The sequence below is a fragment of the Phenylobacterium sp. genome (genome assembly GCF_020402505.1).
In the GTDB taxonomy this organism is placed as follows: Bacteria; Pseudomonadota; Alphaproteobacteria; order Caulobacterales; family Caulobacteraceae; genus Phenylobacterium.
Genome location: NZ_JADBZL010000046.1, coordinates 1 through 16,627 on the forward strand (window position 1 = coordinate 1; position 16,627 = coordinate 16,627).

At 68.1% G+C, this 16,627-nt stretch carries 13 protein-coding genes; 9 read left to right on the forward strand and 4 right to left on the reverse strand.

Translation table 11 applies throughout. The annotated features are described in order from the left end of the window. Positions 1 to 1,881: S46 family peptidase (locus IM632_RS03805; protein WP_296552026.1), on the reverse strand; the 1,881-nt coding region annotated here is incomplete at its 3' end. 163 nt (positions 1,882 to 2,044) lie between these two features. Between IM632_RS03805 and IM632_RS03810 the strand changes: the two genes are divergently transcribed. From IM632_RS03810 to IM632_RS03830, 5 genes are all read left to right on the forward strand, one after another. Then, positions 2,045 to 3,187 carry an ABC transporter permease gene (locus IM632_RS03810; RefSeq protein WP_296497151.1) on the forward strand — a complete coding sequence of 381 codons (1,143 nt, stop codon included), beginning with the start codon at positions 2,045 to 2,047 and terminating at the stop codon, positions 3,185 to 3,187. After that, the gene (locus IM632_RS03815) at positions 3,184 to 3,882 is read left to right on the forward strand and encodes an ABC transporter ATP-binding protein (RefSeq protein WP_296480186.1); all 699 of its coding nucleotides are present in this window, start codon (positions 3,184 to 3,186) and stop codon (positions 3,880 to 3,882) included. The genes IM632_RS03810 and IM632_RS03815 overlap by 4 nt, the downstream gene beginning before the upstream one ends. Then, positions 3,879 to 4,805: an efflux RND transporter periplasmic adaptor subunit gene (locus tag IM632_RS03820; RefSeq protein ID WP_296480188.1), complete on the forward strand. Its 927-nt coding sequence runs from the start codon at positions 3,879 to 3,881 to the stop codon at positions 4,803 to 4,805. Before IM632_RS03815 ends, IM632_RS03820 begins: the two co-directional genes overlap by 4 nt. A gap of 72 nt (positions 4,806 to 4,877) precedes the next feature. Further along, a complete protein-coding gene (locus IM632_RS03825) occupies positions 4,878 to 5,783 on the forward strand; it encodes an SDR family NAD(P)-dependent oxidoreductase (protein ID WP_296480191.1) in 906 nt (301 codons plus the stop codon). 101 nt (positions 5,784 to 5,884) lie between these two features. Continuing rightward, a complete protein-coding gene (locus tag IM632_RS03830) occupies positions 5,885 to 7,315 on the forward strand; it encodes an MFS transporter (protein WP_296552027.1) in 1,431 nt (476 codons plus the stop codon). 20 nt (positions 7,316 to 7,335) lie between these two features. Here the strand turns inward: IM632_RS03830 and IM632_RS03835 are convergent, their stop codons facing one another. Continuing rightward, positions 7,336 to 8,469, reverse strand: a complete 1,134-nt coding sequence (locus IM632_RS03835; protein ID WP_296479874.1) for an Mrp/NBP35 family ATP-binding protein — start codon at positions 8,467 to 8,469, stop codon at positions 7,336 to 7,338. Between the two features lie 104 nt (positions 8,470 to 8,573). Here IM632_RS03835 and IM632_RS03840 point away from each other — a divergent pair, with 104 nt between their 5' ends. Then, positions 8,574 to 9,245 carry an HAD family phosphatase gene (locus IM632_RS03840; protein ID WP_296479873.1) on the forward strand — a complete coding sequence of 224 codons (672 nt, stop codon included), beginning with the start codon at positions 8,574 to 8,576 and terminating at the stop codon, positions 9,243 to 9,245. 3 nt (positions 9,246 to 9,248) lie between these two features. On the opposite strand, the gene serB is transcribed toward IM632_RS03840, so the two are convergent. Then, positions 9,249 to 10,163: a phosphoserine phosphatase SerB gene (gene serB / locus IM632_RS03845; protein WP_296479872.1), complete on the reverse strand. Its 915-nt coding sequence runs from the start codon at positions 10,161 to 10,163 to the stop codon at positions 9,249 to 9,251. Between serB and miaA the strand changes: the two genes are divergently transcribed. Next, positions 10,141 to 11,070, forward strand: coding sequence for a tRNA (adenosine(37)-N6)-dimethylallyltransferase MiaA (gene miaA / locus IM632_RS03850; protein WP_296479871.1), 930 nt, complete (start codon positions 10,141 to 10,143; stop codon positions 11,068 to 11,070). The genes serB and miaA overlap by 23 nt on opposite strands. 172 nt (positions 11,071 to 11,242) lie before the next feature. Then, entirely contained in the window at positions 11,243 to 13,039 is a 1,797-nt protein-coding gene (locus tag IM632_RS03855; protein WP_296479870.1) for an acetolactate synthase 3 large subunit, read from the forward strand. On the opposite strand, the gene IM632_RS03860 is transcribed toward IM632_RS03855, so the two are convergent. Then, complete coding sequence (locus tag IM632_RS03860; protein ID WP_296479869.1) at positions 13,036 to 13,698, reverse strand: SOS response-associated peptidase family protein; 663 nt, start codon at positions 13,696 to 13,698, stop codon at positions 13,036 to 13,038. The genes IM632_RS03855 and IM632_RS03860 overlap by 4 nt on opposite strands. Before the next feature lie 373 nt (positions 13,699 to 14,071). On the opposite strand from IM632_RS03860, the gene IM632_RS03865 reads away from it, so the two are divergent. Next, positions 14,072 to 16,609: an ATP-binding protein gene (locus IM632_RS03865; protein ID WP_296479868.1), complete on the forward strand. Its 2,538-nt coding sequence runs from the start codon at positions 14,072 to 14,074 to the stop codon at positions 16,607 to 16,609. The last annotated feature ends 18 nt before the right edge of the window (positions 16,610 to 16,627 follow it).

Genomic DNA, 16,627 nt, shown 5'->3' on the forward strand with positions numbered 1-16,627 from the left:
CGGCGAGCCGGAGTTGCCGCCGACGATGTCGTTGGTGGTGACGAAGTTCAAGACGGCGTCCAGGTTCATCCGGTCCCGGGCGGCCAGCCAGCGGTCGGCGACGCGGAAGGGCTCGGCGCCGGTGGCGCGCTCGTAGAGGCCCGCTAGCGTCGTGGTCGGGGGGACCTCTCTCCCCCGCCAGGTCCAACCCGCGACTTTTCCGTAGGACAGGCGCAGGGAGAAGGTGGCGTCTGGGTAGACCTTGTCGCCATAGACCGCGAAGCGAGCGCTGGCGATCCGGGCGGCGGCGGCCTCGGTCGGGGCCGAAACCTGGGTCTCCCAGGCCTTGCGCACGGCGCGGGCCTCGGCGTCGATCTTCAGGGCGTAGCGGATCATGGGGTCGTCGGAGGCCGCGACAGCCGCCTCCCCGCCGTCCCAGAGCGCCTTGCGCACCGCCGGATCGCCCAGTCTCGAGCCCGCGACCAGGGCCTGAGACAAGGCCTCGGGACTCTCGCGGCCCAGGAGCAGCCTGGTGACCGGGTCATCGGCGGTCAGGTACTCACGAGTCTTGAGCAGCCAGAACTCCAGCTCCAGCTGCTCGAGGGCCGGATCCACGGGCGCGGCGTCGAGGAGCTGCTTCTCCAGCAGGGGCAGACGGGCGTCGGCGAATGCAGGCAGACGCTCGGAGCTGGGCAGGGTGCGCTCGCGGGCCGCCCGGACGAGGATCTGGGCGTAGTCGAAAAGCTCGGAGTTTCCGCCTGAAGCCGCCTCCAGCTGGCGGTACCGGAGGAATTGGTCGGCGGTGACCTGCTGGAGGGCGGCGATCTCCGACCAGGGGTCCCCGATCCGGGTGGCCAGAGCCGGGTCGGCGGCGACCCGGGCCCGCAGTTCGGCTTCCTCCACCCGCTTGGCGTCCATCAGGGACGGACTGTTGAGGGCGGACTGCTGGCCGAACAAGGCCTTGAAGCTGTTCTCGACGCCGAAGAGAGAGTCCGTAGCGATCCGGCGGCTCTCGGCATCGCGGCGGGAGAACTCGATCAGGCGGCCGCGGAGCTCCGCGCGCTGCAGCTGACCAATGGGAAGGATGAGGTCGCGCTGGGTCTCCAGCTGAGCGACGGTGAGCAGGCGGTTGGTGGAGCCGGGGTTACCCGAGACGAAGGTCGCCTCACCCGGCAGGGGCGCCCGGGCCTTCCAGGTGAGGTGCTGCGGGGTTCGGACGGCCTTGCCGTTCTCGTAGAGCCGCAGGAAGCTGACATCGAGGGCGTAGCGCGGGAAGTTGAAATTGTCCGGATCGCCTCCGAAGAAGGCGGCGCTGATTTCCGGAGCAAAGACCAGGCGCACATCGGAGTATTTCCGGTAGCGATACAGCTTGTGCTGGCCGCCGCGATAGAAGCTGATGACTTGGCAACGGGTCTGGGGATCCTTGCCGCAGCCCTCGCTTTCCAGGCGGGAATAGGCTGCGTTCCGGGCCTTGTTGCAGTCGTCGCCCGAAAGGCCGCTGGTCGCCTTGGCGATGTCGGCGGAGACATCCGTGATGGAGAGAAGGATCTCGGCCTGAACACCCGGGCAGGTGCGCTCCTCGGCGCGGATCCGGGCGAGGAAGCTGTTCTTCACGTAATCGCTTCCGCCGCTGGACAGGTTCTGAGCGCAGTCGACCACGCAGTGGTGGTTCGTCAGGACAAGGCCGTCGGGCGAGACGAGGGAGGCCGAGCAGCCGCTGGTCAGGCGCACCGAGGCGGCCTGGATGCGGTCGAGCCATTTCTGGTCGATCCTGACCCCGAGGGATTGCTCCACCCGTGCGGCGGGGAAGGCGTCAAAGGTCCACATGCCCTCGTCGGCGAGCGCGGAGGCGGGCAGGGTGAGGGCGGCCGCGGCCAGGGCGCCGGCGAGTTTCAGGTTCATGTCTTCATCCGTTCTCGCCCCGAGCAGGCGGTCATAGAGCGGTTCTAGCGGCGCGCGCCGCGGGTGACCACCCCGGCGCCGGATGGGGTTGACGCCACGCAGCCTTACCTTCGATTAATGCGGCGGGTGGGATGCTGGTCCCGGAGAGTCCACTGGAGCATCCATGTCCCTCGCCTTGGCCACGCTCATCCATGAATGGCGCCGTTATCAGGCGGCGGTGATCGCGCTGGCCTTCTCGGGCGTGCTGATCCTCTCGCTCTTTGGGCTGATCACCGGGCTGGTCCGCTCCATCACCGCGACCCTGGACCGGAGCCGGGCGGACCTGATCATCATGCCCCCCAAGGTGGAGAGTGTTTTCGGTCCCACCGCCATTGAGCTACCCAGCCGGATCGCTCCGCAGATCTATCTGTCGCCGGATGTCCGCGACCTGAGCCCCTGGGAAATGAGCGGCGCCACCTGGAGGAACATCCCAGGTCCGGGAGAAGCCCAGCGGCAGGTCTTTGTCCTGGTCGCGATGGTGGACCCCGTGCCCAACGCCGTCACCCTGCCCCGCGACTTCGGCCAGACTACAATGACTGCGCTTCAGACGCCGCTCTCAGCCGTGGTGGACCGGTCGGGCCTCAGTGTTCTGGGCGTCCAGGTCGGCGATATGGCCATTGTCAACGGACAGACCATCGTCGTCCGGGGCGCGGTCGAGGGCTATGCGAATGTGCAGTCTCCGCAGGTGTTCGTCTCCAGGGACAGCATGATCCGATTGGGCCTGATGACGCGCGGCGACAAGACCGGTCCTTTGCTTGTACGGCTTGAGAATCCTGCGGCGGCCGTCAGGGCGAGGGATGCGCTTAACGCCCGGGCGAACGGGAGTTATCGAGCCTGGCTGCCGGGGGATCTCGCAAAAGCCAACGAGAAAGCCTTCATGGAGGAACAGATCGTCGGCATCGTCCTGGGGTTCTCCTTCATTCTGTCGGTGCTGATCGGACTGGGTATCACCTCGCAGACCCTGCGTGGCGCGATCGCCTCCAACATCCGCGAGTTCGCCAGCCTCCGCGCCCTGGGGGTCTCGATGTCCGCGTTGAGGGGCGTGGTTCTGGAGCTATCTTTCTGGGTCGGAGTCGCAGGCCTGATCGCCACCGCCGGTCTTATGGCGGGCGTGCTGGGCCTCGCCAGAGTCACGAATGTCACGATGGCCGTGAGCCCCCCCTTCGTCGCGCTCATTGCCGGCCTGCTGATGCTGATCGCCATGGTCTCAGGCTTCCTGTCCCTGGGCGCCCTGGCCCGCAGCCAGCCTGCGGAGCTGCTGAGATGAGCGGCGATGTCGCCATTGTCGCGCGGGGCCTGACCAAGCGCTACGCCTCCGGTGGGGCGAGCATAACCGTTCTGGACGCCGTCGACTTCAACGCCCGCCGGGGCGAGATCACGCTCGTCATGGGTCCCTCAGGGTCCGGCAAGTCGACCCTGGTGGCGGTCCTGTCCGGCCTGCTGCGCCCGGACAGCGGAACCGTGAACGCCCTGGGGACAGACCTTTGGCAGCAGAGGCCCGAGGCGATCGACCGGTTCCGGATGGATCACTGCGGCTTCATTTTCCAGGGGTTCAACCTGTTCCCGGCCCTCACCGCCCTGGACCAGGTCGCCCAGGTCCTGACCTTTGCAGGTCGTCCCCGGGGCGAGGCCCGGCGCCGGGCGGCCGAAGCGCTGGAGGAGGTGGGACTGACGCCGCGCCTCTCCCTTCGCCCGGCGGAGCTCTCGGGCGGAGAGAAACAAAGGGTGGCCATCGCCCGGGCCCTGGCGAAGCAGCCGGAGCTGATCTTTGCAGATGAACCCACCTCCGCCCTGGACGGGGAAAACGGACAGAGGGTGGTCGGCCTCCTGCAGCGTGCGGCGCGCGAGCATGACGCTGCAGTGATCTGCGTCACTCACGACCACAGACTTGAAGCCTGGGCCGATCGGGTCATCCATATCGAGGATGGCCGGATCGCCGGAATGGAGGCGGAGACCACATGACGGGCCTGTTGCGCAAACCCCTGGTCTGGGGGCTCATCCTGCTGGTGGCGGCTGGAGCCGGCCTAGCGGCCTGGAGGATGCTGGCCATCCCGGAGCCTGAGCCCGCAACCGCGCCGGCCGTCTCGCCCTACGCCGCAGCCGCAAACGGCAAGGTCGACGTCGAAGGCGGCATGATCCCGGTCGCCGCCCGCCGGGCGGGTATCATCCGCGACGTCCTGGTGAACGAGGGCGACGTAGTGACACAAGGCCAGGTGTTGGCTCGCCAGGAGGACGATGAGCCCCGCCTGGCGGCGGCGCGCGCCTCGGCGGCGCTCGGGGAGGCCCGGGCGCGCCTCGCCGGTCTGGAGGTGGCCGTGTCGACCGCCCGGCGCGAGCGTGAACGGCTCCAGGGTCTGGTCGGATCTAACTTCGTCGCCGCCCAGAAGCTCGACCAGGCGGACGACCAGGTTCGGCAGGCCGAGGCCGATCTGGCGTCCGGACATGCGGCGGTGGACACCGCCCGAGCGGCCCTGGCCCAGGCCCAGTATGAGCTTGAACTGACGATCGTCCGCGCCCCTGTCGATGGTCGGATCGCCCGCCGCTACGCGAACCCGGGAGCCGGCGCCTCGACCCTGAACGTCTCGACCCTTTTCGACCTGGAGCCGAGGACGCCGCGTATCGTCCGGGCGGAGATGACGGAAGGCTCTCTGCCTGCGGTGACCGTGGGCCAGGCGGTAGAGATCAGCCCTGAGGGCGAGCCGGGAAAAAGCTATCCCGGCCAGGTCCTGAGGATCTCGGCGGTGTTCGGCGCCCGGCGACTGCAGTCGGACGATCCGTCCGAACGCAAGGACGAACGGGTGGTGGAGGTGGTGGTCAGCGCAGGCGACGCCCCCTTTCTGATCGGCCAGCGGGTGCTGGTGCGGTTCTTGAAGGGCGGCGCCTGACGCGCGGCTTGACGCCCGCCCTCCCCCGCCGCACAAACCCGCCCGAATTCAACTTGGGCAGGGAGCCTTCAGATGGCGGACATCCGGTTTGACGGTAAGGTGGCGATCGTCACGGGCGCAGGCGGCGGCCTCGGTCGGCAGCACGCCCTTGAGCTCGCCCGGCGCGGGGCGAAGGTGGTGGTCAACGACCTGGGCGGCTCCGTAGACGGCTCGGGCGGCTCCTCGGCCGCGGCCGACGCCGTGGTGGCCGAGATCAAGGCCTTCGGCGGCGAGGCCATCGCCAACGGCAGCTCGGTGACCGACGACGCCGGTGTCGCCAACATGGTGAAGCAGGCCATGGACGCCTGGGGCCGCATCGATATCCTGGTCGCCAACGCTGGCATCCTGCGGGACAAGTCGTTCTCGAAGATGGAGATGTCCGACTTCGAGGCGGTGATGAACGTCCACGTCATGGGCACGGTGAAGCCGGCCAAGGCGGTCTGGGAGATCATGAAGGCCCAGAACTACGGCCGGATCCTGGTGACCACCTCGTCCACGGGCCTGTATGGCAACTTCGGCCAGGCCAATTACGGCGCGGCCAAGCTGGCCCTGATCGGCTTCATGAACACGATGAAGCTCGAGGGCCAGAAGAACAACATCCACGTCAACGCCATCAGCCCGGTGGCCGCCACCCGGATGACCGAGAACCTGATGCCCGCAGAGGTCCTGGAAAAGCTGAAGCCGGAGTATGTGACCCCGGCGGTGGTTTACCTGGTCTCAGAAGAGGCGCCGACCGGCGTGATCCTGACGGCGGGCGCCGGCGCCTTCGCCCAGGCCCGGATTTACGAGACCGAAGGCGTCTATCTTGGCGAGGGCGGGCTGTCGGTTGAGGAGGTTCGGGACAACTTCGCCCGCATCACCGACCCGGCCGGCCAGAAGGCCTATGTCAACGGCGGCGAGCAGAGCGGGAAGTTCTTCCGCAAGATGCAGGGCGGCTGACGCCACATCTGGGCCTCGATTTCCCTTGCGCTGACAGGGGGCGCGCGGCCTATCCTTCCGCACGACCCGGGGACACCGGGCGAACGGGGAGGAGTGATAGCGTGTCGCAAGTCAAACAGGCGCCAGCGGGCGGCCGGCTCAGTCTGTCCGCCTCCCTCGCCTTCGCCGCCATCAGCCTTCCCCTCGCCGCGCTCGGCCTGTCCGTGGGAGTCCAGCTCCCCCCCTACTTCGCCAGCCAGCTCGGCGTGAGCCTCGCCGTCGTCGGCGGAGCCTTCGGCCTTGTGAGGCTGATGGACATCTGGCTGGATCCGGTGATCGGCCTTGGCATGGACCGCACGCGAACCCGGTTCGGGCGGTACAGGGTCTGGATGATGGCCGGCGCGCCGGTGCTGATCGTCTCCGTCTACATGCTCTACAATGCGCCCAAGGGCGCCACGCTCGCCTATCTGGTGATCTGGCTGCTGGCCATGTACCTCGGCCAGTCGATCATGGGGCTCTCGCACTCCGCCTGGGCCGCCGTCCTCGCCAAGACCTACGAGCAGAGATCAAAGATTTTCGGGATTCTGACCGCCGTGGGCGTGATCGGATCCCTAACGGCCCTCGCCATCCCGATCCTGCTGGAGCAGACGGGCGTCAAGGACGTCAACCCGATCCAGGCCATAGGCTGGTTCGTCATGGTCATGATCCCCATCACCCTCCTGATTGCGGTGATCCCGACCCCGGAGACCATCAGCCGCGACGACGGGGCGCACTTCAAGTTCTCCGACTACGCTAGGCTGTTCGCCCGGGGGAACGTGATCCGCGTCCTTGCGGCAGACCTCTTCGTGACCCTGGGCCCAGGCTGGATGGCGGCCCTCTACATGTTCTTCTTCATGAATTCCCGGGGCTTCACCCAGACGGGCGCCAGCTTGCTCCTGATGGTCTATATCGTCGCCGGCTTTGTGGGCGCACCTCTCACTGCGGCCCTGGCCAACCGCATCAGCAAGCACCGGGCGCTGATGCTGACAACCACCCTGTACTCGGTGGGCCTGGGCCTGCTGTTGTTCCTGCCAAAGGGAAACTTCGCCTGGTTTGTCCCCGCCATGGCCATTGAAGGCGCCCTCGCTGCGGGCTTCGGCGTCATGATCCGGGCCATCACGGCGGACATCGGCGACGAGCTTCGCCTGGAGGGCGGGCGCGAGCAGATCGGCCTGCTCTATTCGCTCACGGCCGCCACCAGCAAGCTGGCGGGGGCGTTCTCGATCGCCCTGACCTTCAACTTGCTGGCCCTGTTCGGCTACGACCCCAGGGGGGGAGCCGCCAACACGCCGGAGCAGCTCCTGGTTCTGGACCTGGCGTTTATCATCGGGCCGATCATCTTCGTCATGCTCGCGGGGGCCTGCTTCATCGGCTACAAGCTCGACGCCAAGACCCACGCCGAAATCCGGAGACAGCTGGATGAACGCGACGGGGTTTCGGTCAACTATGACGAGGCCGCCGTCCTGGAGGGACTGACGGCCGAGCCCGGTCAGGCAACGGTGGACCGCCGCTGACGGCTGGCGTCCTTTCTATCTCAGGCCACCGCCGCCGCGAGGCTGGCAAAGGCCCGGGAGGACGCACTCTGAGGGTGTGAGAGCACGCCCGGCCGGCCCTCGTCGCAGGCGGCGCGCAGGGGCGTCTCGAGGGGAATCTCGGCCAGCAGGGGGATGCCCAGGCGAACGGCCTCGGCCCGGGCTCCGCCCTCGCCGAAAATCGGAATCCGGGCCCCGGTGGACGGCTCCTCGAACCAAGCCATGTTTTCGACCACGCCCAGCAAGGGAGTCTCTGTCTTGCGGAACATCGCCGCCGCCCGGCGGGCGTCAATGAGAGCGATCTCCTGAGGGGTGGAGACGATGAGGACCCCGTCGATCTTCAGCTTCTGAACGAGGGTCAACTGGATGTCGCCCGTGCCGGGCGGAAGGTCGACGACGAGGACGTCCAGCGGCGACTCCGCCGTTCCCCAAAGCACGTCCTGCACCATCTGGCGGGCGGCGGACGAGGCCATCGGGCCGCGCCAGATCATGGGCGAGCCCTCGTCCACCAGAAAGCCGATGGACATGACCTTCACGCCCCAGGCCTCAAGCGGCACCAGCTTCTTGTCGGCGTTGAAGGCGGGACGGGAGTCCAGCCCCATCATTCTGGGGGCCGAAGGGCCATAGACGTCCGCATCCAGCAGGCCGACCGAGAGCCCCCGCGCGGCGAGAGCCGCGGCAAGGTTGACGGAGATGGTGGACTTGCCGACCCCGCCCTTGCCGCTGGCCACCGCGATGACCCGGCGCACATGATCGGGCCGAACCGCCTCGCCGGAGGGGGCTGGCCGGGCGGCGGGATCCTCCGAGACCCGCGCGGCGGTGCGGCGCTGGGGCGCTGCGCCGACCGGCGTGACGGTCGCCGAGGGGCGTCCGGCGGGCGCCTCTGCGGTCAGCACGACCTGGGCGCGGACCACCCCGGGCAGGCCGGCGATCAGGGCCTCGGCGGCGTCGCGCACAGGCTGGTAGGTCTCCACCTCGCCGGCCGGAACCTCCAGCATGAAGCCCGCCCGGCCCGGCGCCAGGATCAGGCCGCGCACCAGCCCCGCCGCATTGAGGCCCTTGCCGGACTTCGGGTCCAGGATCCCGTCGAGGGCGGCGAGCAGGGCGGCGCGGTCGATGGGGGCGTCGGCGGTCATCGGGGGTCTCTCAACGGCTCAGGCCCCCATATCCGGTCGGCGGGCGAGGATGACAAGGGGCGAGGACCCTTGCTGGAAGGAGGACGAGGATCGATAAGGCCGCCATGGCCCTGCTCCGCCCGCCCCGCGCCGTCGTCTTCGACATGGACGGGCTCCTGTTCGACACCGAGTCCCTCTACCGCGACGCCCTGGCCGCCGCCGCCGGGGGAATGGGCCATGACATGCCCGAGCCGGTCTTCCACAGCCTGATCGGCCTGCCGGGCGAAGCCAGCCGCCGCCTTCTGCTGGACCATTTCGGCGAAGACTTCGACGTCGACGGCCTGTGGGATGCGTCAGCGGAGCATTTCCACGCCCTCGCCAGGGGGCAGGACTTCCTGAAGGCGGGGGTGCGCGAGTTCCTCGACCTGCTGGACGACCTCGCCCTGCCCCGGGCCATCGCCACCTCTTCCCGGCACGAGGACGTCGCCTTCAACCTCGGCCGGCACGGGCTGGAAGGCCGCTTCCACGCCGTCTCGGCGAAGGGAGACTATCCGCGCGGCAAGCCCCATCCTGATCCGTTCCTGGTCGCTGCGCGGCGTCTCGAGGTCGACCCGGTCGATTGTCTTGCCCTGGAGGACAGTCACAACGGCGTCCGGTCGGCGGCGGCCGCCGGCATGATGACCGTCATGATCCCCGACCTCCTGGCGCCCACGGAGGAGATGGACGCCCTCTGCGCCCGGATCGTGGAGGACCTGCACGCCGCGGCGGACCTGCTGAGGCTCCGCCTGTCGTCCTGAGCGTCAGTCGCGGACGAACTCGGCTTCGGTGAAGCCCATGAAATAGAGGGCCGCCGTCAGGTCGGCATGGTCGATCTGGGCGTCGGCCTCGGCGGCGACGACCGGCTTGGCGCGGTAGGCCAGCCCCAGGCCCGCAGCCCCGATCATGGCCAGGTCATTGGCGCCATCGCCGATGGCGGCCGCCTGGGACAGGTCCAGGCCCAACCGTTCGGCCTCGGAGACAAGGGTGGCGAGCTTGGCTTCACGACCGAGGATCGGGGTTTCGACGGCGCCGGTGAGGTGACCCTCTGACACGACGAACCGGTTGGCCCGGTCCTCGTGGAATCCGGCCTGGATGGCGACCCGTCGGGTGAAGAAATCAAAGCCGCCGGACACGAGGACGCAGTGGGCGCCCGAGACGGCCAGGGTGCGCACGAAGGTCCGGGCGCCGGGATTGAGACGGACCCTCTCGGCGTAGGCGCGTTCGAGCTGGGATTCCGGCAGGCCCGCCAGCATGGCCACCCGTTCGCGCAGGGCGCCCTCGAACTCCAGCTCGCCGCGCATGGCACGCTCCGTGATGGCGGCCACCTCGGCCTTGCGGCCGGCGAAGTCGGCCAGCTCGTCCAGGCACTCGCAGGCGATGATGGTGCTGTCCATGTCGGCCAGCAGCAGGCGCTTTCGGCGGCCCTCGAGGGGCTGGACGCAGAGGTCGACCGGCAGACCCGACGCGGCGGCAAGTGCGGCCCGGCGCAGGTCCTGCAGGTCGGCGGGGTCCAGCTGGAACTCCCGTGCGGCCGGGCCCGGCGACGGCGCCGGCTTGACGGGGCGCCCCCGGGCTGCGAGCGCTTCGGCGATGCGGCCCGCCGCGGCGTCCGCCGCAGCCGGGTCCAGTCCCACAAGGGTAAGCGCGATCTGCATGACGTCCCGCATCTGGCTCATCGCCGGCCCTACGGCAAGCGGCAAGTCCGCACTGGCCCTCCGCCTCGCGCGGAAGGTGGGCGCAGAGATCATCGGCGCCGACGCCCTCCAGATTTATCGCGACCTGCCGGTGCTGACCGCATCGCCGGGGCCGGACGACCTTGCAGCCGTCCGGCATCACCTGGTCGGGACCGTGGATGCAGGGCAGGCCTGGTCCGCCGGACGCTGGCTTGAAGCGGCGCGCGAGGTGATCGACACCCTCGGCCGGCGGGGAACCGACGTGGTCGTGGCGGGGGGCACTGGCCTGTACTTCGAGGCCCTTGTGAGGGGGCTCGCCACCGCGCCGGCGGTGTCCGCCGACGCCCGCGCCCGCGCCGCGGCGGAGTTCGAGGCTCTCGGAGAGCTCGCCTTTCGGGAACGGCTGGCCGAAGTCGATCCTGCCGCCGCCGCCCGGATCCTGCCCGGAGACCGCCAGCGCCTCTGCCGGGCCTGGGAAGTGTTTGCAGACACGGGTCGGTCGCTCAGCGACTGGCAGGCGGAAACGCAGGGGGGACTGCCCGCCGGCGGCTGGCGCGGCGTAAGGCTCATGCCTCCGCGCGAGGAACTTTATCGCCGCTGTGACGCCCGGTTCGCCGCCATGGTCCGCGCCGGCGCGCTCGAGGAGGCCCGGAGGCTCGCCGCGCGCGGGCTGGACCCCGCCCTGCCCGCCTGCAAGGCCGTCGGGCTTCGCCCGCTTCTGGCCTTTCTCGACGGGCGGATGACGCTGGAGGAGGCCATCGCAGCCGGGCAGAGGGCGACCCGCAACTACGTCAAGCGCCAGGAGGTGTGGCTCAGGGGCCGGATGGCGGACTGGCCGGCGATCACCGACATCGATCCCGAAGCCCAGTGGAGGTCATTTCTTGCGCTGAACCCCGACTTGACGGCCTGAAAGGGGCATGGCACTAGCCTTACACACTGTTTCCGGAGACGACACATGCGTCGCATCCTCGTAGTCGCCAGGCGGCCCGCCGCGGACTGACCCCGTCAGCCGCGACTGGTCGCATACGCCCGGGCCCCTTGAGGGCCCTTTTTGTTGCCCAACACCCCCGGACCCCACCGCCATGAGCACCCAGACCCTGACCCCCGCCGCTACCGAGACCGAAACCCTGACGGGCGCGGAGATCGTCGTGCGCGCCCTGGTGGACCAGGGGGTGGAGGCGCTTTTCGGATATCCCGGAGGGGCGGTCCTGCCGATCTATGACGCCCTTTTCAACGAGCCGCGCCTTCAGCACGTCCTGGTTCGCCACGAGCAGGGGGCGACCCACGCCGCCGAGGGCTACGCCCGCTCGACAGGCAAGCCGGGGGTCGTTCTGGTGACGTCCGGGCCGGGCGCCACCAACGCCGTCACGGGCATCGTCGATGCCCTGATGGACTCCATTCCCCTGGTGGTCATCACGGGCCAGGTCGCGACCCATCTGATCGGCACGGACGCCTTCCAGGAGTGCGACACCATCGGCATCACCCGCCCGATCACCAAGCACAACTATCTGGTCAAGGATACCGCGGACCTGCCCCGCATCATGCACGAGGCCTTCCACATCGCCACTTCGGGACGCCCGGGGCCCGTGGTCATCGACATTCCGAAGGACGTGCAGTTCGGCCGGGCCGCCTATCAGGGGCCCCGGGAGGTGGTGCACGCGCACGACTACCGGCCGCGGACCCAGGGCGACCCGGCGCGCATCGCCGAGGCGGTGCAGATGATCGCCGGCGCCCGCCGGCCCATCCTCTACACCGGGGGCGGGGTCATCAACGCCGGCCCCCGGGCCTCGGCCCTGCTGCGCGAGTTCGCCGCCCTGACCGGGGCCCCGGTGACCTCGACCCTGATGGGCCTGGGCGCCTTCCCGGCCTCCGATGACAAGTGGCTGGGCATGCTGGGCATGCACGGCAGCTTCGAGGCCAACAACGCCATGCACGACTGCGACGTCATGGTGGCCATCGGCGCGCGCTTCGACGACCGGGTGACGGGCAAGCTCGACGCCTTCTCGCCGGGCTCGCGCAAGATCCACATCGACATCGACCCGTCCTCGATCTCCAAGAACGTCCGGGCCGACATCGGCATTGTCGGCGACGCGGCCAGCGTTCTGGAAGACATGATCGCCGTCTGGAAGGCGCGCGGCCTCTCCTGCGACGGCGCCGCCCTGTCCGAATGGTGGCGGCAGATCGAGGCCTGGCGCGCACGGAATTCCTTCCGCTATGCGCCCTCGGCCGACAGCATCAAGCCGCAGTACGCCATCGAGCGGCTCTACGCCCTGACCCGCGACAAGGACGTCTACATCACCACAGAGGTGGGTCAGCACCAGATGTGGGCGGCGCAGTTCTTCCACTTCGAGGAGCCCAACCGCTGGATGACCTCCGGCGGGCTGGGAACCATGGGCTATGGCCTGCCGGCGGCGGTGGGCGTGCAGCTGGCCCACCCCGGGAGCCTGGTCATCGACATCGGTGGCGACGCCAGCGTGCAGATGACCATGCAGGAGATGTCGACCGCCATCCAGTACGGCCTGCCGATCAAGATCTTCATCCTGAACAACGAGTGGATGGGCATGGTCCGCCAGTGGCAGCAGCTGCTGCACGGCGAACGCTATTCGCACTCCTACTCGGCCAGCCTGCCGGACTTCGTGAAGATGGCGGAGGCCTTTGGGTGCCTGGGCCTGCGGGCGCGGACGCCGGCGGAGCTGGACGACGCCATCCGGCAGATGATCGACTATCCCGGCCCGGTCATCTTCGATTGCTGCGTCACCAAGGAAGAGAACTGCTTCCCGATGATCCCCTCGGGCAAGGCGCACAATGACATGATCCTGGCCGAAGAGACCCGCGACCTGGGCTCGATCATCGACGACGCGGGTAAGCGGCTGGTCTAGCGGGGCGCTTCCCGGAGTGTCAGCGAGCCCTCCGGTCCCGGGGCCGGGAGCGACTCCAATCCACCCCGCTCCAGCCAGTCCAGCCCCTCGTCGAGGGTCAGGATGACCGGCTGTCGGTCATGGATGCGGGCCATGTCCGCCCCGGCAGGGCGCGTAATCACGGCGAAGCTGTCCAGTTCTTCCGGCAGATCCGCGGGCCGGGACCGGGCGCACAGGCCGGCCATGAAGCGGACCGGACCGGATGCATCGTCCGCAGGCCAGGAGACCTCCCAGCGCCGCTTGGGTCGCCCCTTCCGCCACCCGGGCGGCGCATCGTACTCGAAGACGGCGGTGACGGGCGCGAGGCAGCGGCCGGTGCGCACGGCGTCCCGGAAGGAGGCCGTCGTTGCGGCGGTTTCGATGCGGGCATTGGTGCACATGGCCTTCCAGTCGGACACCGGACCCCGGTGAAAGGCCGGGACGAGCCACCAACGCGCCTCAATTCCTTCAATCCGACCCTCCGGGGACCGGCGCAGAATGGGCGCCCGGTCCGTCGGCCGGAAGGCGCCGTCGAGAGGCCGGTTAGGCTCGGGGGCGAGCCATAGAACATCCGCGCCGACCGCCCGGAAGGCGGCGTCATAGTCAGCGCGCCGGGCGCGAAGCTGATACTCGTTACACACGGCGGCGGATAAGTTTGCGGCGGAATGGGGCGCAGGCGGAGCGATGAGAGCGGCGGCGTCGCCCGCTGCGATCCTGCTCGCTCTTCCTGCTTGCGACCACCTCGGACCTCCAGCTCCGCCCTGCACCGCCGAGGCTGCGCCGGCCCTGCTGGTGGGTCAAGAAAGGTGGGCGGCGGAGCCGATCCGACGGGAAAAGGGGCTCAGCCGGGCGGTGACCGGGCGCCCTGCGTCGCAGAAAGTGCAAGAGTTCCTTAATCGCCATAAACTACCCCGGATCGATCCAGATTCAGCGGGCGCCGGATACACGATGTCGATCCAGAGTGATGACCCGAAACCGTCCCCGCGGGCTCCACGGTTACCAGGCTCCACCTTCATGGATCGACTGGGGATCAGAAGTCCCACGCCAGCGATTCAGCTCGCCTTCGCCCTGGTCGTCGCGATTGCGGCCTCGCCTTACTTGACCCTCGCCGGCGCGCTAGTCTGGTTCTGCTGGATTGTTCTCCTTCTGGTCATTGATGGCGTCCTCTCGAGGACACTGACCGGACGTCCGCGTGTCGTTGCGAAGCCTGTTTTCGAGTTTCTGATCGTTTCGTCCTTCTGCCTGCTCGGCCTGCGCCTGCTGATGGGCTTCGACGGACCTGCTCAGACCCTGGGAATGGCGACTATTGCCTTCATGTTGGCCCTGAAACTGGTGGTTGAGACCCTGCCGCCGGTGCGTTTCTGGATCAATGTGATCCCACCGACCCTGTCCGCGAGCGCCTTCGAGTTGAGCAAGGCGATCAAGAACGCCCAGGGGGGCCAAACGGACCTGATGGTGACCAACCTCGGGACTCTTGTCCTGATCATTCTGATCGTCCTGATCGTCCGGGCGGCCATCATTCGTCGGCGCACCGGCTGGAACCGGGTGAATTCGGAGATCAGAGCCAATGCGCTCCGCGCACGCGAAGCGCACAAGATCGCCCTTCTTGCCGAGCAGCTCGCCGGAACCGGTCATTTCCGGTTCAGCGACAATCTGGCGACTGCAGACTTTTCCGACGGCATGTACGCGATCCACGGCTTTGATCACGGGGTCGAGAAGCCCAGCGTCCAGGATCTGTTCAACCTTTACAATGAGTCCGATCGCGAGAAGCTGACCCGCCTGATCCATGAGACTGTTCGGACATGCACGCCCAACCGCGCTGAAGCCCGCTTCCGGAGACGCGACGGCCGGGAACGCATCATACTCTGCCAGACCAGCCCGGAAGTTTCACTGACGGGGCAGGTGACTGCGATCCTGGGCGTCGCCATGGACATCACGGAGGCCCGGTTGCGGGAAGAGGCGCTCATGGAGAGCGAAGCCCGCATCCGTATGCTGACCGATCACGTGACCGATGTGATCCTGTGGATCACCGAGGGTGGCAGAATCCTTTACGCCTCCCCTTCCGTACAAGCGCTGGGTTTCGAACCCGAGGACCTTCTGGGCCACCAACTCTCGAGTTTTGTCGAACCTGCGGATGCGGGGGCGGCGCAGCAGCTGCTGCGCCAGGTCTTCGGCGATAAGGCGCCGGATGGGGAAGTGACCGGAGAGTTCCGGTTCCGGACCCGCAGCGCCGCAGGCCGGGAGGTCTGGATGGAGGGCCTGGCAAGTTCCGTCCGGGATCCGAAGGCCTTGACCCGCTCCGCCGTCTTCAACTTCCGGGACGTCACCCGGCGTCGGGAACTGGAAGCCGACCTGCGTCTTGCCAAGGCCCGGGCCGAGGCGGCGGCCCAGGCCAAGAGCGAGTTCCTGGCCAATATGAGCCACGAGGTGCGCACCCCGCTGACCGGGGTGATCGGCTTCTCCACCCTGCTGTCGGAGACGCCGGACCTGCCGGCTCAGGCGCACCTTTACATTCGCAAGGTCATCGCCAGCGGCGAGGCTCTCCTGACCGTCGTGAACGACATCCTCGACTTCTCGAAGCTCGAAGCCGGACAGCTAGAACTGGACCCGGCGCCCTTTCCCCTGCGCGGCTTCCTCGAGGACGTCGCCGGCCTTTTCTCGGCCCAGGTCGAGGCGAGGGGCCTCCGTTTAGAGATCAAGGTCGCCGAGGATGCGCCGCAGCATCTCATGGCCGATCGGGCGCGCCTGCAGCAGGTGCTCGCCAATCTGCTCAGCAACGCCATCAAGTTCACCGAGAAGGGCGTCATCCGGATCCAGGCCCGGTATGACCAGGTTCAGCAGAAACTGGAGGTCGCGGTCAGCGATTCGGGAGTCGGGATTCACCCTGACGCGGCAGGACGGCTCTTCCAGAGGTTCACCCAGGCGGACGGGTCCATCAGCCGCCGGTACGGCGGTACGGGGCTCGGCCTGTCCATCTGCCGCCAGCTGACCGAGTTGATGGGGGGCGGCATTGAGGTCATCTCGGCCCCCGGGGCGGGCTCGACCTTTACCTTCACGATCCTGGCGCCGCCCGCTGACGCGGTCGTTGACGCAGTCATGGATTCGGGCGCGTCACCGATGGGCGCCGCGATGGCGGATGAGATGTCCAGGATCCTGGTGGTCGATGACCTGGAAGCCAACCGGGAACTGCTCCGGGCCCTGCTGCTCGCGGCTGGCCAGCACGGGATGGAGGAAGCCTCAAGTGGTCCTGAGGCGATCTCCATGGCGATGCGCCAGCCCTACGACATCATTCTCATGGATCTGCAGATGCCGGGGATGGATGGCTTCGCCGCCGCGCGCGCAATCCGCCAACTCTCGAAGGAAAACGCTGCGACCCCGATCATCGCCCTATCGGCGAATGTGCTGGCCGAGCACGTCGATGAGGCCCGAGAGGCTGGCATGAATGACCATGTGGGTAAGCCCATTGTTCCAGCCCGTCTCTTCGCCACCCTTAACCGATGGTCGGGCGTCCGCCTCCAGACTCCAGACAACGCCGACACCCGGGGGGCCTGAGGCCCCATGTCCGGGTGG

Coding starts and splice junctions, on each gene's coding strand:
- IM632_RS03810 (WP_296497151.1), top strand. CDS start 2,045: ATGTCCCTCGCCTTGGCCACGCTCATCCATGAATGGCGCCGTTATCAG.
- IM632_RS03815 (WP_296480186.1), top strand. CDS start 3,184: ATGAGCGGCGATGTCGCCATTGTCGCGCGGGGCCTGACCAAGCGCTAC.
- IM632_RS03820 (WP_296480188.1), top strand. CDS start 3,879: ATGACGGGCCTGTTGCGCAAACCCCTGGTCTGGGGGCTCATCCTGCTG.
- IM632_RS03825 (WP_296480191.1), top strand. CDS start 4,878: ATGGCGGACATCCGGTTTGACGGTAAGGTGGCGATCGTCACGGGCGCA.
- IM632_RS03835 (WP_296479874.1), bottom strand. CDS start 8,469: ATGACCGCCGACGCCCCCATCGACCGCGCCGCCCTGCTCGCCGCCCTC.
- IM632_RS03840 (WP_296479873.1), top strand. CDS start 8,574: ATGGCCCTGCTCCGCCCGCCCCGCGCCGTCGTCTTCGACATGGACGGG.
- miaA (WP_296479871.1), top strand. CDS start 10,141: ATGACGTCCCGCATCTGGCTCATCGCCGGCCCTACGGCAAGCGGCAAG.
- serB (WP_296479872.1), bottom strand. CDS start 10,163: ATGAGCCAGATGCGGGACGTCATGCAGATCGCGCTTACCCTTGTGGGA.
- IM632_RS03855 (WP_296479870.1), top strand. CDS start 11,243: ATGAGCACCCAGACCCTGACCCCCGCCGCTACCGAGACCGAAACCCTG.
- IM632_RS03865 (WP_296479868.1), top strand. CDS start 14,072: ATGGATCGACTGGGGATCAGAAGTCCCACGCCAGCGATTCAGCTCGCC.